The 23881-nt window shown below is 70.2% G+C and carries 23 protein-coding genes; 9 read left to right on the forward strand and 14 right to left on the reverse strand.

Translation table 11 applies throughout. The features are described from left to right. Nucleotides 1-86 precede the first annotated feature (86 nt). Nucleotides 87-782, forward strand: coding sequence for an ABC transporter ATP-binding protein (locus ACPW96_RS20925; RefSeq protein ID WP_425816661.1), 696 nt, complete (start codon nt 87-89; stop codon nt 780-782). Continuing rightward, a complete protein-coding gene (locus ACPW96_RS20930) occupies nt 779-2083 on the forward strand; it encodes an ABC transporter permease (RefSeq protein WP_425885470.1) in 1305 nt (434 codons plus the stop codon). The genes ACPW96_RS20925 and ACPW96_RS20930 overlap by 4 nt, the downstream gene beginning before the upstream one ends. A 54-nt stretch (nt 2084-2137) precedes the next feature. Here ACPW96_RS20930 and ACPW96_RS20935 read toward each other — a convergent pair whose 3' ends face one another. The 3 genes from ACPW96_RS20935 to ACPW96_RS20945 form a co-directional block, all read right to left on the reverse strand. Next, nucleotides 2138-3190, reverse strand: a complete 1053-nt coding sequence (locus ACPW96_RS20935) for an aldo/keto reductase (protein ID WP_425885472.1) — start codon at nt 3188-3190, stop codon at nt 2138-2140. Then, nucleotides 3187-4068, reverse strand: a complete 882-nt coding sequence (locus tag ACPW96_RS20940) for an aldo/keto reductase (protein ID WP_425885474.1) — start codon at nt 4066-4068, stop codon at nt 3187-3189. Before ACPW96_RS20940 ends, ACPW96_RS20935 begins: the two co-directional genes overlap by 4 nt. Before the next feature lie 141 nt (nt 4069-4209). Then, a complete protein-coding gene (locus ACPW96_RS20945; protein ID WP_425885476.1) occupies nt 4210-5604 on the reverse strand; it encodes a PLP-dependent aminotransferase family protein in 1395 nt (464 codons plus the stop codon). Nucleotides 5605-5671: 67 nt separating this feature from the next. Between ACPW96_RS20945 and ACPW96_RS20950 the strand changes: the two genes are divergently transcribed. The 3 genes from ACPW96_RS20950 to ACPW96_RS20960 are packed head-to-tail and all read left to right on the forward strand — an operon-like array spanning nt 5672 to nt 7783. Continuing rightward, nucleotides 5672-6238 carry a dihydrofolate reductase family protein gene (locus ACPW96_RS20950; RefSeq protein WP_425885477.1) on the forward strand — a complete coding sequence of 189 codons (567 nt, stop codon included), beginning with the start codon at nt 5672-5674 and terminating at the stop codon, nt 6236-6238. Beyond that, entirely contained in the window at nt 6231-7436 is a 1206-nt protein-coding gene (locus ACPW96_RS20955) for an MFS transporter (protein WP_425885479.1), read from the forward strand. The genes ACPW96_RS20950 and ACPW96_RS20955 overlap by 8 nt, the downstream gene beginning before the upstream one ends. 23 nt (nt 7437-7459) lie before the next feature. Then, the gene (locus ACPW96_RS20960; RefSeq protein ID WP_425885480.1) at nt 7460-7783 is read left to right on the forward strand and encodes a hypothetical protein; all 324 of its coding nucleotides are present in this window, start codon (nt 7460-7462) and stop codon (nt 7781-7783) included. Between the two features lie 26 nt (nt 7784-7809). On the opposite strand, the gene ACPW96_RS20965 is transcribed toward ACPW96_RS20960, so the two are convergent. The 3 genes from ACPW96_RS20965 to ACPW96_RS20975 are packed head-to-tail and all read right to left on the reverse strand — an operon-like array spanning nt 7810 to nt 10933. Next, nucleotides 7810-8862, reverse strand: coding sequence for an ABC transporter permease (locus ACPW96_RS20965; protein ID WP_425885482.1), 1053 nt, complete (start codon nt 8860-8862; stop codon nt 7810-7812). Further along, nucleotides 8859-9881 carry an ABC transporter ATP-binding protein gene (locus ACPW96_RS20970; RefSeq protein ID WP_425885483.1) on the reverse strand — a complete coding sequence of 341 codons (1023 nt, stop codon included), beginning with the start codon at nt 9879-9881 and terminating at the stop codon, nt 8859-8861. Before ACPW96_RS20970 ends, ACPW96_RS20965 begins: the two co-directional genes overlap by 4 nt. 41 nt (nt 9882-9922) lie before the next feature. Beyond that, nucleotides 9923-10933, reverse strand: a complete 1011-nt coding sequence (locus ACPW96_RS20975; RefSeq protein ID WP_425885485.1) for a glycerophosphodiester phosphodiesterase family protein — start codon at nt 10931-10933, stop codon at nt 9923-9925. 119 nt (nt 10934-11052) lie between these two features. On the opposite strand from ACPW96_RS20975, the gene ACPW96_RS20980 reads away from it, so the two are divergent. The 3 genes from ACPW96_RS20980 to ligD all read left to right on the forward strand — a co-directional run bounded on the left by ACPW96_RS20980 (nt 11053) and on the right by ligD (nt 13796). Beyond that, a complete protein-coding gene (locus tag ACPW96_RS20980; protein WP_425885507.1) occupies nt 11053-11976 on the forward strand; it encodes a Bax inhibitor-1/YccA family protein in 924 nt (307 codons plus the stop codon). Between the two features lie 186 nt (nt 11977-12162). Further along, entirely contained in the window at nt 12163-12483 is a 321-nt protein-coding gene (locus tag ACPW96_RS20985) for a helix-turn-helix domain-containing protein (protein WP_425885486.1), read from the forward strand. 59 nt (nt 12484-12542) lie between these two features. After that, on the forward strand, nt 12543-13796 hold the full coding sequence (gene ligD / locus ACPW96_RS20990; RefSeq protein ID WP_425885487.1) for a non-homologous end-joining DNA ligase: 1254 nt from the start codon (nt 12543-12545) through the stop codon (nt 13794-13796). A 349-nt stretch (nt 13797-14145) separates the two neighbouring features. Here the strand turns inward: ligD and ACPW96_RS20995 are convergent, their stop codons facing one another. The 4 genes from ACPW96_RS20995 to ACPW96_RS21010 form a co-directional block, all read right to left on the reverse strand. Then, entirely contained in the window at nt 14146-14754 is a 609-nt protein-coding gene (locus ACPW96_RS20995; protein ID WP_425824005.1) for a ClpP family protease, read from the reverse strand. After that, on the reverse strand, nt 14751-15365 hold the full coding sequence (locus tag ACPW96_RS21000; protein WP_425885489.1) for a ClpP family protease: 615 nt from the start codon (nt 15363-15365) through the stop codon (nt 14751-14753). The genes ACPW96_RS20995 and ACPW96_RS21000 overlap by 4 nt, the downstream gene beginning before the upstream one ends. Nucleotides 15366-15600: 235 nt before the next feature. After that, nucleotides 15601-17235: a glutamine-hydrolyzing GMP synthase gene (guaA, locus tag ACPW96_RS21005; protein WP_425885491.1), complete on the reverse strand. Its 1635-nt coding sequence runs from the start codon at nt 17233-17235 to the stop codon at nt 15601-15603. Then, a complete protein-coding gene (locus tag ACPW96_RS21010) occupies nt 17232-17735 on the reverse strand; it encodes a DUF3817 domain-containing protein (RefSeq protein WP_425885492.1) in 504 nt (167 codons plus the stop codon). Before ACPW96_RS21010 ends, guaA begins: the two co-directional genes overlap by 4 nt. 115 nt (nt 17736-17850) lie before the next feature. On the opposite strand from ACPW96_RS21010, the gene ACPW96_RS21015 reads away from it, so the two are divergent. Continuing rightward, on the forward strand, nt 17851-19941 hold the full coding sequence (locus tag ACPW96_RS21015) for a glycoside hydrolase family 15 protein (protein ID WP_425885493.1): 2091 nt from the start codon (nt 17851-17853) through the stop codon (nt 19939-19941). Nucleotide 19942: 1 nt separating this feature from the next. Here the strand turns inward: ACPW96_RS21015 and ACPW96_RS21020 are convergent, their stop codons facing one another. The 4 genes from ACPW96_RS21020 to ACPW96_RS21035 all read right to left on the reverse strand — a co-directional run bounded on the left by ACPW96_RS21020 (nt 19943) and on the right by ACPW96_RS21035 (nt 23734). After that, nucleotides 19943-21298 (reverse strand): glucose-6-phosphate dehydrogenase, encoded by a 1356-nt coding sequence (locus ACPW96_RS21020; protein ID WP_425885495.1) that lies wholly within the window; start codon nt 21296-21298, stop codon nt 19943-19945. A 62-nt stretch (nt 21299-21360) separates the two neighbouring features. Then, nucleotides 21361-22224 (reverse strand): SURF1 family protein, encoded by an 864-nt coding sequence (locus ACPW96_RS21025; RefSeq protein WP_425885496.1) that lies wholly within the window; start codon nt 22222-22224, stop codon nt 21361-21363. Then, nucleotides 22221-23339: a GuaB3 family IMP dehydrogenase-related protein gene (locus ACPW96_RS21030; RefSeq protein ID WP_425823315.1), complete on the reverse strand. Its 1119-nt coding sequence runs from the start codon at nt 23337-23339 to the stop codon at nt 22221-22223. The genes ACPW96_RS21025 and ACPW96_RS21030 overlap by 4 nt, the downstream gene beginning before the upstream one ends. Nucleotides 23340-23488: 149 nt before the next feature. After that, entirely contained in the window at nt 23489-23734 is a 246-nt protein-coding gene (locus tag ACPW96_RS21035) for a hypothetical protein (RefSeq protein ID WP_425885497.1), read from the reverse strand. Nucleotides 23735-23881 lie beyond the last annotated feature (147 nt).

A 23881-nucleotide genomic window follows, 5' to 3' on the forward strand; every position in this document is an offset into this window, starting at 1 on the left:
ACGCGAGGTGTCTGCCGCGGGCTGACGCGCGCCGAGGCTCGGAACGCGAGGCTGGAGGAACAGTCGACCATGAACCAGGAGCATCCATGAACCCCCCTCTCATCTCGGTCAAGGACGTGCACAAGTCCTACGGCCGGGGCCAGAACCGCTTCGACGCCCTCAAGGGGGTGAGCTTCGACATCCACGAAGGCGAGAGCATCGCCATCATCGGCAAGAGCGGATCCGGCAAGTCCACGCTCATGCACGTGCTCGCGCTGCTGGACGCGCCGACCTCCGGCACCGTCGCGCTCGAGGGCGTCGACACGCGTGAGCTGCGCGGTCGTCGCCTCAACCGCACCCGCAACAAGACCTTCGGCTTCGTTTTCCAGCAGTTCTTCCTGACCGCCAACTCGTCGGTGCTCGAGAACGTCATCCTGCCGCTGAAGATCGCCGGCATCGGCCGCGGCGAGCGCAAGCGCCGGGGTGTCGCCGCCCTCGAACAGCTCGAGATGAGCGACAAGGGCAAGAGCAAGGCCGTCAACCTCTCGGGTGGCCAGAAGCAGCGGACGGTCATCGCCCGGGCCCTCGTGAACAACCCGCGCATCATCTTCGCCGACGAGCCGACGGGCAACCTCGACTCGGCCACCGGCGGCGTCGTCGAGGACATCCTGTTCGGCCTCAACCGCGAGAACGGCATCACGCTCATCGTCGTCACGCACGACGAGGACCTCGCCGCCCGGTGCGATCGGCGCCTCGTGATCCGCGACGGCGTGCTCGTCGAGGACTCGGCGGTGGCAGCATGAAAACGCTCGATCTCATCGCGTCCGCGATCTCGAACACCTTCCGATCCAAGACGCGAACGATCCTGACGATCCTCGCGATCTTCGTCGGCGCATTCACCCTGACCCTCACCAACGGTCTCGGCACGGGCATCAACGCCTACATCGACGACACCGTGACCTCGGTCGGGGCATCCGACGTCCTGACGGTCACGAAGACCGCTGAGTTCGCGACGGGAGTGGCCGCCGACGGTCCTGTCGAATACAACCCGGATGCCGTGGCCAGCGCCCAGGCCGGCCCCCCTGGATCGACGGTCGTGGCCCTCACACCGGCCGACCTCGACACCCTTGCCGCGATCGACGGCGTGCTCGACGTGCAGGCGTCCAAGTCGATCTCGACCGACTACATCCAGGTCGGCGACGGCACGAAGTACGTCACGAACGTCGGCGCTCTCGTGGCCGGGCAGATTATCCAGCTCGAAGCCGGCGCGACCCCCGACGACGACGCCGACGGCTTCGAGGTCGTCGTGCCGGTGTCGTACGTCGAACCCCTGGGGTTCGACGAGAGCGTCGCGGCGGTCGGCCAGACGCTGTCGATCGTGCTCACCGACGCGACGCGCACGCAGCACACCGTCGAGGCGACCATCGTCGGGGTGGCCGAGGAGGGGCTCGCATCTCCGACCGGCGCCAGCATCGTGCCGAACGACGCGCTGACCGATGAGCTCTTCACGCTGCAGAACACCGGCGTGCCCGCCGATGAGGTGCAGCGCTACGCCCAGGCGAGCGTCTTCTTCGACCCCCAGGCCACCGACGCGGAGATCGCGGCGCTGAAGGACCGACTGGCGGATGCCGGCTACACGGGGAGCACTGTCGCCGACCAGCTCGGCGCGTTCAAGACAGTGATCGACGGCATCGTGCTCGTGCTCAACGCCTTTGCGGTCATCGCCCTGCTGGCGGCGAGCTTCGGCATCGTCAACACCCTGCTGATGTCGGTGCAGGAGCGCACCCGCGAGATCGGGCTGATGAAGGCCATGGGCATGGGCAGCGGACGGGTGTTCAGCCTCTTCAGCCTCGAGGCGGCGTTCATCGGCTTCCTCGGCAGCGCCATCGGCGCCGTCGTCGCGATCGCCGCGGGCACGGCGATCAGCGCCTCGCTGTCCGACACCCTGCTCTCGGACCTTCCGGGCCTCAACCTGATCGCGTTCGACCCGCTGTCGATCGTCGGCGTCATCGTGGTGATCATGGTCATCGCGTTCCTCGCCGGAACGCTCCCCGCCCTCCGCGCGGCTCGTGCGGATCCGGTGGAGTCGCTGCGCTACGAGTAGCCGCGCAGGCAGAGGGCAGGTCGCCTCGCGGCCTGCCCTTCTCGCGTCGCGCGGCTAGCGCCCGCCCTCGATCTTGCGGTGCCGCTGCGCGATGCCGGGCGCTCCGTACGGGTAGTCCTCGGCCGGCGGAGCGCTGACCTCGGAGAGCCGATCGAGCTCCGCGGCATCCAGCTGCAGCGTGAGCGCGCCCATGTTGTCGCGTAGCTGCTCGAGCGAGCGCGCGCCGAGGATGACCGAGGTGACCGCCGGCTGAGCACCGAGCCAGGCGAGCGACACCTGCGAAGCCGACACCCCGTGAGCCTCAGCGATCTCCGTGACGGCGTCGATGATCCGCCACGTGCGCTCGTTCTCGTTGCGGGCGGCCCATGCCTCCATGCCCCGCTCGGGGTTCTCGCCGAGCCGGGTGCTGCCGGTCGGCGGTTCGTCGCGGCGGTACTTGCCGCTCAGCCAGCCGCCGCCCAGGGGCGACCACGGCAGAAGCCCCAGCCCCGCATCCAGGGCCGCGGGCACGATCTCGTGCTCGATCCCCCGCACCAGCAGACTGTACTGCGGCTGCAGCGTGACGGGCCGGGCCCACTCGTGCGCCTCGGCGAGCATCGCCGCCTTCGTCACCTGCCAGCCGGTGAAGTTCGAGAACCCGTAATAGCCGATCTTGCCCGCCGTGATGGCGTCGTCGAGAAAGCGAAGGGTCTCATCCAGCGGAGTCAGCGCGTCCCACGCGTGCAGCTGGTAGAGGTCGATGTGCTCCACGCCGAGCCGCTGCAGCGACGCGTCCAGAGCCACTCGAAGGTGCCTCCGCGATGTGCCGAGGTCGTTGGGCCCCTGCCCCATCGGGAAGCGAGCCTTCGTGGCGAGCACGATCTGGCTCGCCTGCGCCGGATGCGCCGACATCCACCGTCCGATGATCTCCTCGCTGACGCCCGCGCTGTAGACATCCGCGGTGTCGAGGAAGTTGCCGCCGCCTTCGACGTAGGCGTTGATGAGCGCGTGCGATGTCGCCTCGTCCGCTTCGGCACCGAAGGTCATCGTGCCGAGCGCGTGCGCGCACACGACCGCGCCGCTGCTGCCGAGCCGGCGATAGGTCACCGCGTTCCGAGAGTCGCTCATGCGGCGGCCTCCTCGTTCTGGTCGTCGGTGAGCTGGGCGATCTGCTCGTCGGTGAGCGTGAGCTCGGACGCCCGCACGGAGTCTTGGATGCTCTCGGGGCGGGATGCGCCGGGGATCGGGATGACGACGGGGGCGAGCGCCAGCTCCCACGCCAGGCACACCTGCTGCGGGCTCACACCGAGGTCGGCGGCGATCCGCTCGAACGCGGCGCCCTTGCCTGCCAGGTTGCGGGCACGGGAGATGCCGCCCAGCGGGCTCCAGGGCAGGAACGCGATTCCGAGCTCCGCACAGAGCTCGAGCTCGACGAGGCTGCTGCGGAACGCGGGCGAGAACTGGTTCTGCACCGACACGAGCCGACCCCCGAGCACGTCCTGCGCGAGCCGGATCTGCTCGACGTTCGCGTTGGAGATCCCCGCCATCCGGATCACGCCCTCATCGAGCAGGTCGCGGATCGCCCCGACGGATTCGGCGTAGTCCCCGTTCGGGTCGGGGCGGTGGAACTGGTAGAGGTCGATCGCCTCCACGCCGAGTCGCTGGGCCGACGCCTTCGCGGCCCGCTTGAGGTACGCGGGATCGCCGTTGAGGGTCCAGCTGCCGTCGCCGGGGCGCAGGTGCCCGCCCTTGGTGGCCACCAGCACGTCGGACGTGTCTCCCCCGTAGCTCTTCAGCGCTCGGGCGATGAGCGTCTCGTTGTGCCCGACGTCGTCGGCGTGGAGGTGATACGCGTCGGCCGTGTCGATGAGGGTCACGCCCGCATCGAGCGCGGCGTGGATGGTCGCCACGGAGCGGTCCTCATCAGGCCGCCCCTCGATCGACATCGGCATCCCGCCGAGTCCGATCTCGCCCACTTCGATCTCGCCGATCGATCGCTTGTTCATGTGCGGAGCTCCTTGTCGTGAGAATTGCCCGGGATGTCTCCACGCTAGGCGCGGGTCCGTGTGCGTGGCCAGGATGGCGCCTGCAGGACGGGGGGCCTGGACGGGCGACGGGTGAACGTGATAGGCGCCGCGGGCCGTGTTTCACCGGGTGATGTCGCCGACAACCCGCACCCCGGCGGCGATCCGCTCCTCGTCCGCGTTTCCGAAGCCGATCACCAGCGCCGGCTGTTGTGGAGGATCGATCGAGAAGCCGCGCAGTCCCCGGACCGAGACCGATCGCTCCGCCGCCCACCCGATGATGTCCTCTTCGTCGACGCCGACCGGGAGGTGCAGCACCCCATGGAACCCGGCGGCCAGACCCGTGAGCCGCAAGCCGGGCGCGTGCTGCGTCAAGGCGGAGACGAGCGCCGCGCGGCGGCGCTTGTAGACCGCCCGCATTGCTCGCACGTGGCGGTCGTGCCGGCCGCTCTCCAGCAGCAGCCCGAAGGCGTACTGGTCGAGGGCGGATGACCCCCGATCCGCGGCCTCCTTGCCGGCGGTGACGGCGGCCAGCAGCGCCCGGGGCACGGCCACCCATCCGAGACGGACGGCCGGCGCATGCGTCTTGCTGACGGATCCGATCAGGAGGATGCGATCGGGAGCGATCCCCTGCAAGGCGCCGACCGGCTGTCGGTCGTACCGGAACTCTGAGTCGTAGTCGTCTTCGATCACCCACCCGCCGGTCCGGTCCGCCCACGCGACCAGCGCGGTGCGGCGCCTGGCGGAGAGGACTGCGCCGGTCGGTGCCTGATGCGCCGGCGTCACGATCGCGGCGTCCGCACCCGTGGTGACGAGCGCGTCGACATTCATTCCCTCCTCGTCGACGGGGATCCCGACGACGCGCAGGCCGAAGGATCGGGCGATCTCGTCCACCGACCGATCGCCCGGATCCTCGACCGCGAGCGTGCGGGCTCCGTGGGCCGCCACCGCGCCGAGGGCGAGCGACACGCACTGCGCGAATCCCGATCCCAGCACCACCTCGGCCGGCGTCGTCTCGGCGGCGCGGGTCCTGCGGAGCGCCGCCGCGACCTCTTCGCGCGCGAACGGGTTGCCGAGGTCGTTCCCGTAGCCCAGGTCGGTGCGGCCGATGCCGCGCGCCGCACGGCCCAGAGCCCACGCCCAGTCGTCGGCGGGGAAGAGCCCGAGGTCCGGGATGCCGGGGCGCAGGTCGATCGCGTGCGCCCGACCGACCGGCCGCGCCGGGGCCTGGGCCATGGGGTGTCTGTCGGCGCGGGCGCCGACGACGGTGCCGGAACCGGTCCTCGCCTCCAGGTACCCCTCGGCGACCAGCTGCTCGTACGCCTCGACGACCGTGCCGCGTGCCACGCCGAGCGCGCCCGCCAGGTCGCGGCTGCCGGGGAGGACCTCCCCCGCCCCGAGGCGGCCGGTGCGCACCGCATCGCGCAGCCCCTGCTGCAGCCGCCGGCCTCGATCGCGGGGGTGCCCCGCCCATTGCAGCGCCAGCACCAGATCCGAAGTGGTCCACTTCATTGCCATGGAACCGGACCATAGCACTGGACCGCTCGCTGCCTAGCCTGAAGCCACGACACGAAGGGATCGACCCATGACCACCGTCACCCTCACCTGCTCCGTCTCCGTCGACGGCTTCGCCACCGGACCCGGAGGCGACCTCTCGCGGCTGCATCGCTGGCTCTTCGACTTCGAGGCGAACCACGCCCTCGACTTCGAGGACGAGAACATGGCGGAATTCCGCGCCGCGGGTGCGCTCGTCATCGGCCGAAGCACATTCCGCTCCGGCGAAGAGCCCTGGGGCGAGCACGACGTCTTCGCAGCCCCGGTCTTCGTCCTCACCCACACCGAGCGCGAGCCGCTCCGCAGGAACGGCACGACGTTCACCTTCGTGACCGGCGGACCCGCCGAGGCGCTTGCGCTTGCCCGAAACGCCGCCGGTGGCCGGGATGTGGTGATCATGGGATCGCCGGATGTGGCGAGGCAGTTCCTCGCCGCCGGGCTCGTCAACCGGATCCTCCTGCATCTGGTGCCGGTGCTGCTCGGCGGCGGCACCCGGCTCTTCGGTGAGCTGCCTGGTCCGCTCGAGCTGGTCTGCGACCGGATGCTGGCCGACGACGAGGCGGCGCAGCTCGCCTTTGCGGTGGTGCACCATGCCTGACATCCGCCGCCGGGCTCGTCTCTGGCCGGCGTTCCCGATCTCGCTCGCCGCACTCACGGCGTTCTTCCTCCCTCTCTCGGTGCTGCCGGCCCAGGCCCAGGCGGACGGGGCATCCTTCTCGGTCGCAGCGATGACGTCGGCGTCCTTCCTGGCCGGCGTGGTGGCCGGCGAACTGGGCGCGGCGGCGGTGCTCGATCGCCTCGGCGCACGGCGGGCCGTCGTCTTCGGGCTCCTCGCGATGGCCCTTCCGACGGCCCTGCTGACGGCGATCGGCGCGCCGGCGATGTGGGCGCTCTGCAGCGTGCTGCGCGGGCTCGGCTTCGCGCTCGTCGCGGTCGCGGCGGCCGCGGTCGTGGCGAACGGGGCGGACCGGCGCCGCCGCGGCGGCACCATCGGCTGGTACGGCGTCGTGGCCGGCATTCCCGCGATCGCGGCGCTGCCCCTCGGTGTGCTGCTGACCGCTCAGGCGGGGTGGGCGACCGGGCTGCTCGTCGCCGCCGGCGCCGCGGCATGCGGTATCCCGTTCGCCCTCCTGCTGCCGTCCGACGGCCTGCCTCCGGCGCCACGGCGAGGACTCCGCGCGGTGCTGGTGCATCGCGGTGCGTCCCGACAGGCCGCGGCCCTCGCGCTCGGCGCCGCCGCGAGCGGAGCCCTGATCGCCTACGCGCCCGTCGCGGTCGCCCGCACCGATCCGGCGCTGGCCGGCGCGCTGCTGCTCGCCGCGTCCGTCTCGGCGACGATCGCGCGGCTGCCCTCGGGGATCCTCGGCGATCGGATCGGCCCCCATCGGCTGATCGCGCCGGGGCTCGTCGTGTCGGCAGCGGGTGTCGCGCTCTGCGCCGGCAACGGCTGGCTCGCGCCCGCGGCGGGTGCGATCGGCATCGGCCTCGGTTTCGGCATCCTGCAGAATTCGACCCTGCACGCAATGACCGCGATCCTCCCGGCGGCCCTCGTCGGGGCGGTGAGCGCCGCCTGGAACCTGGCCTACGACGTCGGGCTGCTCGCCGGCACTCTCCTCTTCGCGGGGCTAGCGGCCCTCGCTCCGCCCGGTGCTGTCCTGCCGATGCTCGCGGTCCTCTTGGCCGTGGCATCCGCGTCGCTGCTCGCCGCGATGCGCAAGGACGCATCGCGGTCCTCGCTCGATGGCCTGGACGCTTGTCGGACCGGCGTGCTATCGATGGAGTCGCCGAATTCCTGACCGCCACCGATCCGAGGATGACCATGACCGAAACCCCGCCCGCCGCCACCGTGATGCGCATGTGGACCGGCTGGATCAGGCCGTCCGACCGCGACGCCTACGCCGACTACATCGAGCAGACGGGGCTGTCGGCCTACCGGACGACGCCGGGCAACCTCGGAGCCTTCACCGTATTCCGTGACCTGCCGGACGGTCGGTGCGAAGTGCGGACGATCTCGTTCTGGCGAAACCGAGACGACATCCGCGCATTCGCCGGGGACGACATCGAGGCGGCCGTCTTCTATTCCGAGGATGACCGCTTCCTGGTCGACCGCGAGACGACGGTCGCCCACTTCGACGTGGCCTGACGACACCCCGATGAGGGCGGGCGCTTTCAGGCGATCCGCGTGCCCTTGGGGAGCCGCCCGGCCGGGGTGCGCGTGCGCGCCCAGGCCCAGACCAGTGCGGCCGCGGCGAGCACGACCTGAAGCGCGAGGCCGACGAACCAGCTCGGGGTGGTCTTGGCGTGGATCTGCTCGGCGGTGTCGAAGTCCTCGTTGAAGGCCCCCTGTCGGCAGCCGTCGAAACGCTGCTCGAGGTCCGGAGGCAGCTGCACCTGCCGCACACTGGTGCTGATCTGCCCGAAGAGGTCCACCGGGTAGCCCCGCGCGTCGAACGCGATGGGCGTCGCATCGGCGAGGATCACGAATGGATTGGGAGTCAGCGTCCACCACACGTAGTCCAGGCGCGGGACCTCGTACTCCGACGTCTGCCACTCGCCGCAGACGGGCGGGTCGCTCACCATCCCGTTGGCGTCGTAGACATAGTCGCGATACTGCTGGACGGCTTCGCTTTTCACCGAGGTGCCGCCGAGCCCGAAGGCGATGAGCGTTCCGACCGTGAGCGCCGCCACGACGAGGTAGGTGGCGACGACGCTGAACAGCGGCCGATTAAGGATGCCGGACAGCCCCACGCCGACGGCGGCCACCACCGCGATCTCGACGAGCAGCACCACGATCGACACCGCGAGCACGCCCGGCGGCACACCTCCTGCGATGGCGGTGAATGCCAGGAACGGCACGGCGACGGCGACGAATGCGAGGCCGGTGATCCAGGCCGCGAGGAACTTGCCGAGGATGATCTGCCAGGTGGTGACGAGCGTGACCTGCACGGGCGCCAGCGTCGCGGCATCCCGGTCGCCGTTGATGGCGTTGCCGCTGAGTGCCGGCGTCACCAGCACCGCGAGCAGCAGCACGAAGTAGACGACGACGGAGTACGTGCCGCGGAACCGTTCGGGCGAGGTGAGGAAAGCGGCGGATGCCAGCATCGTCACGATGATGAGCAGCACGGCGAAGATGCCGAGCAGCACGTACCAGGCGAGGCTGCGAACCCGCTGGCGCACCTCGAGCGCCGCGATGGTCCACGTGCCGTGCAGGAAGGCGCTCATGCCCGGTCCCCTCCTTCTGTGCCTGTGCGGGGATCGGGGGTGCCCGGATCGGGCGTGTGGGGATCGGAGGCGGGGGCGCTTGGATCGGGCACGCCGGACTCGGAGCGGCTGCCGAGGTCGAGGAAGGTGTGCTCCAGATCTCCCGTGACCGGAGCGAACTCGGACACCGCGACGCCGGCGGCGACGAGGGCGCTCAGGGCCCGCGTGGCATCGACCTCCGAGGCGAAAGGCACGACGATGTCGCGCCGGTCCACTCGCGCCGGCGCTCCGGGCAGTGCCCCGGCGACCGCCTGCCGCGCCTCGTCGGGCGAGGCTCCCGCGATCCGGATGCGCCATTCCCGCGATCGAGTGGATGCCGCGGCGACGCGGTCTCCACTGACCGTCTCGCCGCGCACCATGAACACCGCGTCATCGGCGAGCTCGTCGAGCTCCGACAGCACGTGGCTCGAGATCAGGATGGTACGGCCGTCGGCCGCTAGCCCTCGCAGCAGCGTGCGCAGGTGGATCCGCGCCTCCGGATCGAGCCCGGAGGCCGGCTCGTCCAGCAGCAGCACCGATGGGTCGTGCACGAGCGCCCGGGCGAGGCCGAGCCGCTGCTTCTGGCCGCGCGACAGCACCCGCGCCGGCGCATCGGCGAGGTCCGCGAGCCCCACCGTGTCGAGCAGGCTGGCCGCCCGATCGCGCGCCCGGCCCGCCGGGATGCGGTAGAGCTTCGCCGTCACCACGAGCGTCTCCCGCACGGTGAGCGAGGGCCACGCGCCGAGGGCATCGGGCATCCACCCGAGAATCTTGCGCACACCAGCGGGGTCGGTGACCGGATCGACGTCCGCGATCCGGATCTCACCCGCATCCGGACGCAGGAGCGACGCGAGCATCAACAGCAGCGTCGTCTTGCCCGATCCGTTCGGGCCGACGAGTGCGGTGACGCGTCCCGGGCGGGCCTCGAAGCTGACATCCCGCACTGCATGCACTTCGGCGAATGAACGGCGAAGGCCACGAGCGATGATTCCTGTGGTCACCCGGCTCAGCCTAGATGAGAGAATGCTCATCCCCCGTCCGGTCAGGCTCGGAAGAACGCCACGCCCAGGTCGGCGTGGTCGACGAAGACACCGTCGAGCCCCGTAGAGCGCAGCACGTCCCACTCCGCCTCGTATTCGCCCACCGCGTCGGGCGCGCGGCCGATTCTGTATTCACCCACGAGGAACGCATTCTCGGGACGGCATGTCCAGGTGAAGACCCGTAGCCCTCGGGCATGCGCATCCTCGACCACGGACGTCGGACCCGTCATCCGCCCCCTCTTGTCCGGCGCGAGGATCAGGCGCTTGTCGACGCTGATGCCGTCGACGACACCCACGAGCGAGTCCAGGCCCGGCGGCTCGATCGTCGCCCGGTAGGTGAGCGCGGCCTTGCCGAACGCCGCCACCATGTCGAACGGACGCCCGGCCGCTTCGATCAGATAGACGTAGGAGCCGCGGATGCCGCGCGCGCGGAGTCGCGTCAGCACGGTCGACTCGAAGGCCTCGAGAACGAGTGGGAGCTCCCCATCGGCCCACCCGGCTCGGCGAAGGTCGGCGACGATGAGCGGCACCATGTCCAGCCCGATCCCGGAGAAGTACGTCGCGTGCTTGATCTCCAGCACGACGCCGATCTCCCGCCCCTGCTCCAGCGACGCCTGGCGGACGAGGTCGAGCACGTCGGTGAGTCGCAGGATCGGCTGCTGGTCGTCGAAGCTCGCGCACGAGGGACGCAGGTTCGGCAGGCGCTCGCGGCACCGCAGGGTCGCGAGCTCATCCCATGTGAAGTCCTCGGTGAACCAGCCGGTCAGGGCTGCGCCATCCACCGTCTTGGTCGTTCGCCTGTGGGCGAACTCCGGCCGGTCGGCGACATCCGTGGTCGTGGAGATCTCGTTCTCGTGCCGAACGACGAGCACGCCGTCCTTCGAGACGACGATGTCGGGCTCCACCGCGTCGACGCCCATCTCGAGGGCCAGGTCGTACGAGGAGCGGCTGTGCTCGGGCCTGTATCCGGGCGCACCGCGATGTCCGATGACCAGCGGCGAACGACGAGGCACGCCTTCAGCGTAATCGCGGCATCACTGGGCGAGATCCCAGCCGGCTGAAGGGATCGGTCAGGTATCGTGGATTCACAGCACTTAGCTGTGACCCCCTGACATTGGAGTGTGTGAAGGCCATGGCCCTCAATAACCCCGCGTTCAACAACCCGGCGTTCCAGGATCCACGCGCCGTATCGACCTACCCCGGCGGCCCGCAGGCCGCCAACCTCGGTAGGACGACCCAGTTCTCGACGGCCCAGGCGGCCGGCACGGATGCCGCGGCCAACGCCCGCCTGGAAGGCATGTACGCCGCGCCCCCGGCCGGCGCCATCGAGACCAACCGGATGACGGTCGAAGACTCGGTCGTCAAGACTCTCGCCCTCTTCGCGGTTCTTGTTGCGACCGCCGTCGTGGGCTGGGTCTGGACGATGGCACCGGTCACCGCGGAGAACCCTGCACCGACCCTCGCGCCGTGGCTGATCGGCGCGCTCGGCGGCTTCGTGCTCGCGATGGTCGTCATCTTCACGTCCCGCAAGAAGGTGCGCCCCGCGCTGATCTTCGCCTACGCCGCCTTCGAGGGACTGTTCGTCGGTGGCATCTCCGCCTACTTCGAGTTCCTCTGGCCTGGCATCGTCGTGCAGGCCACGCTCGCGACGCTCGCCGTGGTCGGTGTGACACTCGCGCTGTTCGCCAGCGGCAAGGTGCGGGCTTCGAAGAGGGCCACGAAGGTCTTCATGATCGCGATGCTCGGCTACCTGGTGTTCTCGCTCATCAACGTCGGCCTGATGATCTTCAACGTGCCGATCGCCGGCGGCGCCTTCGGTGTGCTGAGCCAGCCCAGCTTCCTCCTCGGGATCCCGTGGGGCGTGCTGATCGGAATCTTCGTCGTCATCATGGCCGCGTACTCGCTCGTGCTCGACTTCGACCAGATCCAGCAGGGCGTCCGCAACGGCGCCCCCCGTCAGTACGGCTGGCTCGGCGCCTTCGGCATCATGGTGACCGTCGTCTGGCTGTACGTCGAGATTCTGCGCATCCTCGCGATCGCACGCGGCAGCAACTAGTCCACGCAGTTCGCGAAAGGGCCGTCCCCCGGGGGACGGCCCTTTCTCTTGCGCCTGAAATCGACCGGCCGGGGCGTGCGGCGCGGCGCATTGCTTCGTCGGGGCCGTGCTGTGCTCCTGCACGGGCGATTTCTGCTCAGAGCGGAAGCGCTCGGATGGCGCGGTCTCCGCGTTCTATCGTGGGGCATGGCCGAGATCATCCCTCTGCATCACCGCGAACTCGATCCCCTGTGGCGGCACGTGCTCGGGGAGCACCTGCGCCGGTTCCGTCATGAGCGGGGAGAGACGCTGACCGAGACGGCCGACCGCGCCGGGGTCTCACCCCAGTACCTCTCCGAGATGGAGCGGGGCCTCAAGGAGCCGTCGAGCGAGATGGTGGCGGCGGTGCTCGGTGCACTGGGCATCACCCTGCTCGACCTCACGGTGGCCGTCGCCGACGACCTCCGGGGCGCTCCGGCCCAGGCGCAGGGCGCAACCGTGCGGGCCGCGTTCACCCTCGTCGCATAGCGCCGGGCACGCGCGCAAGAGGGGTTACGGTGCCACCCCGCCGCGGCTAGCGTGGCACCGTGAGCCCATCCAAGAGCGCGGCCGAGATCCTCGAGATCGACGGCCACGAGGTGCGCGTCAGCAACCCCGACAAGGTCGTCTTCCCCCAGCCGGGCCTCACAAAGCTCGACCTCGTCAAGTACTACCTCGCGGTCGCCGACGGCGCCGTGCGCGGCGTATACGGACGCCCGATGGTGCTCAAGCGGTTCGTGAAGGGCATCGATCAGGAGGCCTTCTTCCAAAAGCGCGTGCCCGAGAACCACCCCGACTTCCTCGACACGGCGACGCTGCACTACGCCCGCGGCACGTCGGCCGAGGAGGCGGTCGTACGAGATGCCGCCGGGCTCGCGTGGGTCATCAACCTGGGGTGCATCGACCTCAACCCGCATCCGGTGCGCGCCGAGGACCTCGACCGCCCGGACGAGCTGCGCATCGACCTCGACCCGATGCCCGGCGTCGACTGGTCGCAGATCGTGGACGTGGCGTTCATCGCCCAAGAGGTGCTCTCCGATAACGGGCTGGTCGGCTGGGCGAAGACGTCGGGCTCCCGCGGCATCCACATCCTGATCCGCATCGCGCCCCGGTGGGACTACAAGCAGGTGCGCCTCGCGGCCGAGACGCTCGCCCGAGAGGTCGAGAACCGTGCCCCCGGTCTCGCCACCGCCCGCTGGTGGAAGGAGGAGCGAGGCGAGAGCGTATTCGTCGACTTCAACCAGAACGCCAAGGACCGCACCGTGGCATCCGCGTACTCGATCCGCCCCCTCCCGGACGCCCGCGTATCGACGCCCCTGAGCTGGGACGAGCTGCGGGTGCGTCGGCCGGAGGAGTTCACCGTGCCGACCGTGCTTCGGCGCTTCGAGGAGCAGGGCGACCCGATGGCGGGCATCGACGACGCGGTCGGCGATCTCACCCGTCTGCTCGCCCTCGCCGACGAACTCGGCCCGGCCGAGAAGGCCCCGCGCGGTGGCGACGGCTCGGGGCAGCGCGTCTCGACCATGCCGCTCATCGAGGTAGCGCGCACGAAGACCAAGCCGGAGGCGCTGGAGGCTCTCGAAGCCTGGAAGGCGAAGCACCCCGAAGTCGTGGCGCAGCTGCATCCGGCCGACGTGCTGGTCGACGGCATGCGCGGCAGCAGTTCACTCTGGTACCGCGTGCGCCTCAATCTCCAGCACGTGCCGGAGGAGGAGCGTCCAGCCCAGGGTCCGCTCGAGGCGGACTATGACCCCTGGGCAGGCAAGGTGTGGCCGGGCGGTCATCCGTCCGCGGCCGGCTGAGCCGCGGCCACCTCCGCCCGGCGAGCACAGCGGAGCAGATCCGTTCAGCGGGGACCGCGAGACCCCGGAACCACGGGACCCACTGCGCCGATCGACGACGGATCTGCTCCCCCATGCTCGGGTACAGCCGGCGCCCGCTGGCCGGCCCACGCGTTCCGCATTCAGGCTCACTGGCAAGACCCGCTTCCCCGAGCCCCGGAATTCCGGCGCCTCCCGAACCACCAGCCCCAATCAGCCTGAATCGCGCACACGCGACCCCCAGACCCCGACCCGAGTCGGCGCGAGATGCGCACGCGCGACTCGCGTGAACACCGGACCGACTGGGCCGATCGACGTCAGATCTGCGCCCCTATGCCCGCGCGACCGCCAGCGCCCGCTCGGTCAGCACGTTGTCGACGAGCCCGTAGTCCCGGGCCGCGGAGGCCGTGAAAACCCGGTCGCGGTCGGTGTCCGCCCGCAGCGACGCCGCGTCGCGGCCCGTGTGCCGGGCGAGGATCTGCTCCATGTCCTCCCGGACGCGCACGAGCTCGTCCGCGTGCAGGATCAGGTCCGGGATCGTCCCCCGGCTCTGCGCGGCCGGCTGGTGCAGCACCACCCGGGCGTGCGGCAGCACGGAGCGCTTGCCGGCGGCCCCCGCCGCGAGCATGACCGCCCCGACGCCGATGGCCTGCCCGATGCAGGTCGTGGCGACATCCGAGCGGATGAACTGCATGGTGTCGTAGACGCCGAGCATCGCGCTCGGGTCGCCGCCCTCGCAGTTGATGTAGAGCTGGATGTCGCGATCCGCGCCGTCGGCATCCAGGTACAGCAGCTGCGCGATCAGCGCGTTGGCGACGCCCGCGTCGATGCCCGTGCCGAGGTACACCACACGCTCGGAGAGCAGGTGCGAGTAGACGTCCATGATCCGCTCGCCCCGTGGTGACTGTGCGATGACGTTCGGGATGGTGTAGCTGCTCATGCCGCCGCCCCCAGTCCCACCGTCGACCGCCGTTTCGGCAGCACCTCGTCGAACCGCTCGACGATGCCGTCGATGAAGCCGTACTCCAGCGCCTGCCCGGCGGTGTACCACCGGTCGTGCAGGGAGTCGTCGAAGATGCGCTCCACCGGCTGCCCCGTGTCGGTGGCGATCAGCCCGAGCACCGTGTCGCGCATGTGCCGCAGGTCGTCGGCCTGCACCTCGACCTCGACCGCGGACCCGCCGATGCCGGCCGAGCCCTGGTGCATCAGGATGCGCGCATGCGGCAGGGCCTTGCGCTTGCCGGGCGTGCCCGCCGACAGCAGAAACTGCCCCGCGCTGCACGCCATCCCCAGCGCGAGCGTGGACACATCGCACGGAACCAGTCGCATGACATCGCGGATGGCGAGCATCGACGGCACCGACCCCCCGGGGGAATGGATCCAAAGGGCGATGTCGGATGCCGCATCTTCGGCCGCCAAGGCGAGCATCTCGGTCGCGAGCAGGGTGCCGTTGTCATCGTCGAGGACGCCGTCGAGCACCAGAACGCGCTGGTGATACAGCGCCCTCCGGGCCTCGGCGCCGAACCGCAGAACAGAGTTTTCTTCAGCCATGGAACCACCCTGCGCCCCCGAGAACGTCGCTGCGCGGGTATCTGCCGTGAGCGTTTCCACCGCAAGCAGATTCCGGCGACGCACCGAACGTCCGTCCCCACCCACGCCCGCTCGTTCGCGTTCACGCGAGCGGCGCAGGGACGTCCCTCGTGAGGCAATCGGGGTAGGGGCCCCGCTCTTGCCTCACGAGGGACGGCCCGAAGCCGCGGACGCAACCCGCGCACTCAGGCCGCGATCACTCCCACTCGATCGTCCCCGGCGGCTTCGACGTGACATCGAGCACCACGCGGTTGACGTCCCGCACCTCGTTGGTGATGCGGTTCGAGATGCGCGCCAGCACGTCGTAGGGCAGGCGCGTCCAGTCGGCCGTCATCGCATCTTCGGATGACACCGGGCGCAGCACGATGGGGTGGCCGTAGGTGCGGCCGTCGCCCTGCACGCCGACCGAGCGCACATCGGCCAGCAGCACGACGGGGCACTGCCAGATCGTGTCGTCGAGCCCCGCGCGGGTCAGCTCCTCCCGCGCGATCGCGTCCGCCTCGCGGAGCAGCTCGAGACGCTCACGGGTAACCTCACCGACGATCCGGATGCCGAGGCCTGGCCCCGGAAACGGCTGACGCCCGACGATCACCTCCGGCAGGCCGAGTTCGCGGCCGATCGCGCGCACCTCGTCCTTGAAGAGGGCGCGAAGGGGTTCGACGAGCTCGAAGAGCAGGTCCTCGGGCAGGCCGCCGACGTTGTGGTGGGACTTGATGTTCGCCGTGCCGGCGCCTCCGCCGGACTCCACGACATCCGGGTAGAGCGTGCCCTGCACGAGGAAGCGAATCGGCTCTCCGTCGGCCTCGGCTTCGGCGATCAGATCCCGCTCTGCTGCCTCGAACGAACGGATGAACTCGCGCCCGATGATCTTGCGCTTCTGCTCCGGGTCGGAGACGCCGGCGAGCGCGTTCAGGAACTGCTCGCGCGCGTCGATCGTGACGAGCCGCACGCCGGTCGCGGCGACGTAGTCGTTCTCGACCTGCTCGCGCTCGCCCTTTCTCAGCAGCCCGTGGTCGACGAAGACGCACACGAGCTGGTCGCCGACGGCCTCGTGCACGAGCGCTGCCGCGACGGCCGAGTCGACCCCGCCCGACAGGCCGCAGATCACCCGCGCGGAGCCGACCTGCTCGCGGATGCGCGCGACCTGCTCGGCGATGACGTTGCCGCTGTTCCAGTCGGCCGGGAGCCCCGCGGCCCGGTGCAGGAAGTTCTCGATCACGTTCTGGCCGTAGTCGGAGTGCCTCACCTCGGGGTGCCACTGCACGCCGTAGAGCCGGCGCGCGTCGCTGCCGAACGCCGCCACGGGCGTCGCGACGGTGGATGCCAGCACGTCGAAGCCCTCCGGAGCGCGGGACACCTGATCGCCGTGGCTCATCCACACGTTCTGCTCGGCCGGCTGGCCGTCGAGCAGCACCCCGCTGTCGGCCGTGAGGGCGGCATCCGTCGCGCCGTACTCGCGCAGCCCGGTGTGCGCCACCTCGCCACCGAGCGCCTGCGCCATCACCTGGAAGCCGTAGCAGATGCCGAGCGTCGGCACGCCGAGGTCGAAGACGCCGGCATCAAGCGCCGGGGCACCCGGTTCATACACCGACGACGGTCCGCCGGAGAGGATGAGGCCAACCGGATTCTTGGCCGCGATGTCGGCTGCGGTCGCCGTGTGCGGCACGATCTCGCTGTACACGCCGGCCTCGCGCACCCGCCGCGCGATCAGCTGCGCGTACTGGGCGCCGAAGTCGACGACGAGGACGGGCCTCTGCGAGGTCTGCTCCGATGCTCCTGCATCCGCGGGTGGGGCACTTCCCTCCGAGGAGGGGTAGGTCTGCTCGGTCAACGGGTGCCTTCCGGGGCGGGCTGGGATCGATCGACGGGGAGAGCGGAGAGAGAAGCGGATGCCGCGGCCTCGCGCTCGGCGAGGTAGCGCTTCACGTCGCGGGCGACGGCCGCCTCCATGAAGAAGGACAGGAAGGGGATGATGCCGCCGGAGGCGAGCAGGAGGAAGCGCCAGAACTGCCACCGCATGAGGCTCCAGATGCGGAAGCATGCGAAGAGGTAGACGACGTAGAACCAGCCGTGCACGATCAGGATGCCGAGCGACAGGTTGATGCCGTCGCCCGTCGACTCGAGCCCTTCCGGGCCCTCGACCACGGGAGCGAACCAGAGGAAGCCGCCGGAGCCGCCGAGGAAGAGCTCCACGTGCAGCGGCGTGTACTTCAGCACCATCTCGGCGCAGAGCAGCAGCAGTCCGACGCCGGTGATGACCGAGCAGACCTGGTAGAACCGGAGCGCGCCCCGAATTGCCGGAAAACTGGCGAGTTTGGGGGCCCTGGGCATGCCTCCAGTCTACCCGCGGCTCCCGAGCGCCCCGCCCTGCCCGCACCCTCATAGGCCTTCGCGGACGCGAGCGCAATCGGGTGCGCGCGAGGCGTGGCGGGCATAGCGTCGACCTATGAAGCACGACTCCGAAGACTTCGACCCGACGGCCGAGCCGATTCGGCCTCTTAGCCCCATCGAGGACTACGCGCTGATCGGAGACCTGCACACCGCCGCGCTCATCTCGCGCTCGGGCGCGATCGACTGGCTCTGCATGCCTCGATTCGATTCCCCAACGATGTTCGCCGCCCTGCTCGATTCGCCCGAGGCCGGTCACTGGACCCTGTCCCCCGCCAGCGATGTCATCCGCGTCGAGCGCGAATACCTGCCCGGCACATTCGTGCTGCGCACCGTTTGGCACACGAGCGACGGCGAGGCGGAGGTACTCGAATTCATGCCGCTGCACGACCGCCAGGCGAACCTCGTGCGCCGGGTGCGCGGCCTCCGGGGCCGGGTGCGCTTCGCCGAGGAGATCCGCATCCGCTTCGACTACGGAGCCGCGACGCCGTGGATGCGGCAAGTGCCGTATGGCGGCGGCAAGGCCCTGCTGGCCACCGCAGGTCCGGATGCCGTGCTGGTGCGCGGGCCCCGACGAAGCGCGAAAGACCTGCGACACGTGTCGGAGTTCGATGTCGCGGTTGGAGAGAGGGTCGACCTCGCCATGACGTGGTATCCGTCCTACCGTCAACCTCCGGAGCCATTCGACGTCGACGATGCCCTCGAGCAGACCATCATGTGGTGGGAGGACTGGGCAGCACGGAGCAATCCGCCGTCGCCGTTCGACGAGCAGGTGCAGCGATCGCTGCTCGTGCTGCGCGCCCTGACTCACGAGGACACCGGCGGGATCGTGGCCGCCGCCACGACGAGTCTCCCCGAAGAGGAGGGCGGTGTCCGCAACTGGGACTACCGCTACGTGTGGCTTCGCGATGCCGCGCTCACCATCGAGGTTCTCATCACGCACGGCTACCGTGCCGAGGCGGAGGAGTGGCGGGGCTGGCTGCTCCGGGCGATCGCCGGCGATCCGGCGGACGTGCAGATCATGTACGGGATCGGAGGCGAGCGGCGCCTCCCAGAGTACGAGCTCCCCGAGCTGGCCGGCTACGGCGGCGCTTCGCCGGTCCGCATCGGCAACGCCGCCTACCTCCAGCGGCAATGGGACATCTTCGGCGAGGTCATGGTCGCCCTGCACGGCGCCCGCACCGCCGGCCTCGAGGAGACGCGGGCTTCATGGCCGCTGCAGCGCGCGCTGCTGAGCTTCCTCGAGGAGAATTGGGAGGAGCCGGACTGCGGGATCTGGGAGATCCGCGGCGCGGAGCAGAAGTTCACCCACTCGCGCGCGATGGTGTGGGCCGCCTTCGACCGAGGTGTGCGCGGCATCGAGGAGTTCGACCTGCCGGGCGATCCGTCACGCTGGGCGGAACTGCGGGACCGGATCCGCGAGGAGATCCTTGCCCACGGCTACGACGAGAAGCGCAACACCTTCGTGCAGCACTACGGCGGGACGGCCGTGGATGCCTCGCTCCTCCAGCTCTCGCAGATCGGCTTCGTCGAAGCGGATGACCCGCGCATGCTGGGTACCGTCGCGGCGATCGAGGAAGATCTGATGCAGGACGGCCTGCTGCTGCGCTATCGCTCCGAGACGGGCGTCGACGGCCTCGCCGGCGGGGAGCATCCCTTCCTGGCGTGCTCCTTCTGGCTCGTCGAGCAGTACGCGGCCTCGGGCCTGATCGCCGAGGCGCGCGCGTTCATGGGCCGACTGGTCCAGCTCGTCAATGACGTGGGGCTGCTGAGCGAGGAGTACGACCCTGTTCGCAAGCGCCAGATGGGGAATGTCCCGCAGGCCTTGTCGCACCTCACCCTCGTCCGGGCGGCGGACGCTATCGCCGCGGCAGAGCGCGGCAGGGAAGACCGGCTGCCCTACGTGCGCGGAGAGTCCGAGGGCGAGCAGGCGGAGGTCACGGAGAAGCGGCCCGGCGGTGCGCCATCGTCGCCGCAGAAGCCTGACACGGGCGGAGACCGGGACCTCGGCGCCAAGCCCCGTCAGGCGAGGGCGGATGCCGAAGGCAGCACTCCGGCGGATGCCGCGGACAGCGACCCGGCGGATGCCGAAGGCAGCACTCCGGCGGATGCCGCCGACAGCGATCCGCCGAGCGGTCAGGGCGGCTGAGCTACCAGCCCTCCGGTCCGGAAGAGCCCGCCGGGTACTCCTCGAGCGGCACCTCGTCCTTCTTCCATGCCCGCAGCACCGGCCCCATGATCCGCCAGCACTCCTCAGCCATGTCCGCGCGCACCGAGAGCAGCGGGTCCCCATCCAGGATGCCGTGCAGCACCTGCCCGTACGGCAGCAGATCACCCGGCTCCTTCTTCGCCACGAGTGTGCTGCGCTCGAGGGTGAAGGGATCCCCGCTGCCGTTCATCGTCAGGTCGAGTTCGACCGCACCGGACTTCACGTCGAGCATGATCGAATCCGGCGCGGGGGCCCCGCCGAAGCCGGGAATCTCGGGCACCGGGCGCATGTGCACCCGCACCTGGGTCACCTTCTCGCCGAGCGCCTTGCCCGAGCGCAGCACGAACGGAACGCCGCGCCAGCGGGCGGTGTCGATCTCGACCGTCACCTGAGCCAGGGTCTCGGTCTTGAGGGCGGGGTCGACGCCTGGCTCGTCGGCGTAGGAGGGCAGCGACCGGTCGCCGACCTTCCCCGCGGTGTAGCGTGCACGGCGGCTGTTCGCCACCGGGTCGTCGTCCCAGACGTGCGTCGCCCGAAGCACCTGTGCGGCGTTGGAGCGGAGCTCGACCTCGTTCAGCTTCGGCGGCTGCTCCATGGCGACGAGGGCCAGCACCTCGAGCAGGTGGCTCTGCAGCATGTCGATCAGAGCGCCGGCGTGGTCGTAGTAGCCGCCACGCCCCTCGAGGCCCAGGGTCTCGTCGTAGACGATCTCGACACGCTCGATGCGGCGACCGTTCCACACCGCCTCGAAGAGCTGATTCGCGAAGCGCAGTCCGAGGATGTTGAGCACCATCGACATGCCGAGGAAGTGATCGATGCGGAACACCTGCTCCTCCGGGACCAGCTGCGCGATCAGGCGGTTGAGTGCCCGCGCGGAGCGGAGGTCGGTGCCGAAGGGCTTCTCCAGCGCCAACCGGGTCCCCTCGGGCAGGTCCACCTGGCGCAGGGCGGCGCACACCGCGGCGGTGACCGCGGGCGGCAGGGCGAAGTAGATGATCGGCGTGTGGTCACAGGCAGCGATCAATTCCTGCAGCCGCGCGACATCGGTCACGTCCGGCGTGACGATGTAGCGGGCGGACTCGAGGAAGCGGTCCGCATCCGCCGGGTCGGTGACCTGCCCGAAGCTGTCGCGGATGAGCTGCCGCCACTGTTCGTCGGTGCGCTCCTCCCTGGCCGCACCGAGAACCTGCACGTCGTAGTCGTGCACCGATAGCAGGCTCGCCAGACCGGGAAGCAGCAGGCGCTTGGTCAGGTCTCCGCCGGCGCCGAGGATCAGGATGCTCACGCTCTTGGTCACAGGACGAGCGTATGGTTCGCTTCCCCCCACCGCGGCCCCCTGGCGCGTGGCACCGCTCGGTGCTAAGCCCCCCGCACCCCGTCGGGCGACGCGGCATTCTCGAGGTCCTCGAGCTCCTTCTCCCACGCGTCGCGGGCGAGACGGTACCAGAGGTAGAAGGCGAAGCCGGCGAAGACCGCCCACTCCGCCGCGTAGAAGATGTTCAGCCAGTTGACGGGAGACGCCTCGGCGGGTGCCGGCGACGAGATGCTCTCCAGCCCGGCGAGCGGCTCGTCCGACGTGAGGTACGGCCGGTACACGTCGAGACCCTCGATGTCGTGCCAGCGCGCGAGCAGCGCGGCGGGCGACATCCGCGTCATCTCCTGCGGGTCGGCGCCGCGAGGCGGCAGCACCGGTCCCTCGTCGGAGATCAGGCGCCCCGTCAGCTGGAGCGAGTCGCCGGATGCCGCGGCCTCGTCGAGCGCGGATGCCGCGGCATCCGCCTCTTCGCGACTCGGGGTCCACCCCACCGCGACGGCGAGCGAGACGGGCTGTCCGGCGAGGCCGGTCGATTCCTCCGCCACCCTCAGCTGGCCCGTCACCCAGTACCCCTCGACGCCGTCGTTGAAGCGCGAGGAGACGACGGAGAAGTCACCCGGCACCCACGATCCCTGCACCTCGACCCGCTGGCCGACGCTCGGCTCCTCGAGATACGCCCCGGGTTGCACGACGTCGGCGATCGGGCGCACCTGCTCGGTTCTGCCCGCGGGCGGCGGGTCGGTGTCGATGGCGCGGGCCAGCTGCCACTGCCCCAGCCACGCGAAGACCCCCGCCACCACGAGGCAGAGCGCCAGCATGAGCAGCCACTGCGGCCGCAGCATGACCTCGCGCAAGGTCGGGGGAAAGACGGGGGGCTCGGCTCGGCTCGCCGTCACGTCGGTGGTCACCGTGCGACGTACGGCGCCACCACGACGTCGACGCGCTGGAACTCCTTGAGGTCCGAGTACCCGGTGGTCGCCATCGACTTGCGAAGCGCGCCGACGAGGTTGGTGGTGCCATCCGCCACGGGGGCGGGTCCGTAGAGCACCTCTTCGAGGTTCGCGACCTGGTCGATCTTCACTCGACGACCGCGAGGCAGCTTCGGGTGGTGCGCCTCGGGTCCCCAGTGGTAGCCGCCGCCGGGGGCATCCGTCGCCCGGGCCAGTGCGACGCCGAGCATCACGGCATCCGCCCCCATCGCGAGCGCCTTCACCATGTCGCCGGACGTGCCGACTCCGCCGTCGGCGATGACGTGCACGTAGCGGCCGCCGGACTCGTCGAGGTAGTCGCGGCGCGCGCCGGCGACGTCGGCGACGGCGGTCGCCATCGGGGCATGGATGCCGAGGGTCGCGCGCGTCGTCGACGCCGCTCCCCCGCCGAAGCCGACGAGCACGCCGGCGGCACCGGTGCGCATGAGGTGCAGGGCGGCCGTGTACGTGGAGGCTCCGCCGACGATGACCGGCACGTCGAGGTCGTAGATGAACTTCTTGAGATTCAGCGGCGCGGCGACCGACGACACGTGCTCGGCCGACACCGTCGTCCCACGGATCACGAAGAGGTCGACACCGGCCTCGACGACGGTCTCATAGAGGTCCTGCGTGCGCTGCGGAGTGAGGGCGCCGGCGACGGTGACGCCCGCGGCACGGACCTCCGCGAGGCGCTGGGTCACGAGCTCGGGCTTGATCGGCTCGGCATAGAGCTGCTGCATCCGGCCCGTCGCCGCGCCATCGGGCAGCGACGCGATCTCGGCGAGCAGCGGCTCAGGGTCCTCGTAGCGGGTCCAGAGACCCTCGAGATCGAGCACGCCCAGGCCGCCGAGCTTGCCCAGCATGATCGCGGTCCGCGGGCTCACGACGGAGTCCATCGGGGCGCTCAGGATCGGGATGTCGAAGCCGAAGGCGTCGATGGACCAGGCGGTCGACACGTCCTCCGGGTTGCGGGTGCGCCGGGAGGGCACGACCGCGATGTCGTCGAATGTGTAGGCCCGGCGCGCGCGCTTTCCGCGCCCGAGCTCGATCTCCATGGTCACCCGTTCAGCCTACCCGTTGGGTCCGCCGTGCCCCGGAACCCTCCGCCGCCCACACCAATGACCGCGAAGGGACGCGGTCGGCGGCTACCCTCACCGCATTCCCGCACATGGCGCCCCTTCGGCACCGTCGAGTGAACAGGGTCTCACCACGGTTCGTCGATACGCGGCGCCGCGTCGAGCACCATCTGGACGCTGATCGGGAAGCACTCGTTGAAGAGCTCCGTCATGCCGGCGTCCGAGCCGTACTCCTCGGTGAGTCTCAGCCCGATCATCGTGTTGATGAGCATGCCGGTCGCGAGGAACTTCTGCGCTTCCTCCGGCTCGAATCCGGCCTCGCGGAGGTAGTGCCACACCGAGGCGAAGCGCTCGCGGGCCGCAGGCCCGATCACCGGGTGCGCGCCGAGGAGGAACGCCTGGGAGAGCAGCTGGTGGAGCCCGCGAACCTCGAGCAGCCGGAGGTACGCCTGGCCCCCGCGCCCTTGCCGGCGACTCCTCCCGCCCCTTCGCCGGCGTCCCCTCGCCGGCGAGGGGACGCA

It is taken from the genome of Micromonospora sp. DT81.3 (assembly GCF_049847225.1).
GTDB lineage: Bacteria > Actinomycetota > Actinomycetes > Actinomycetales > Microbacteriaceae > Microbacterium.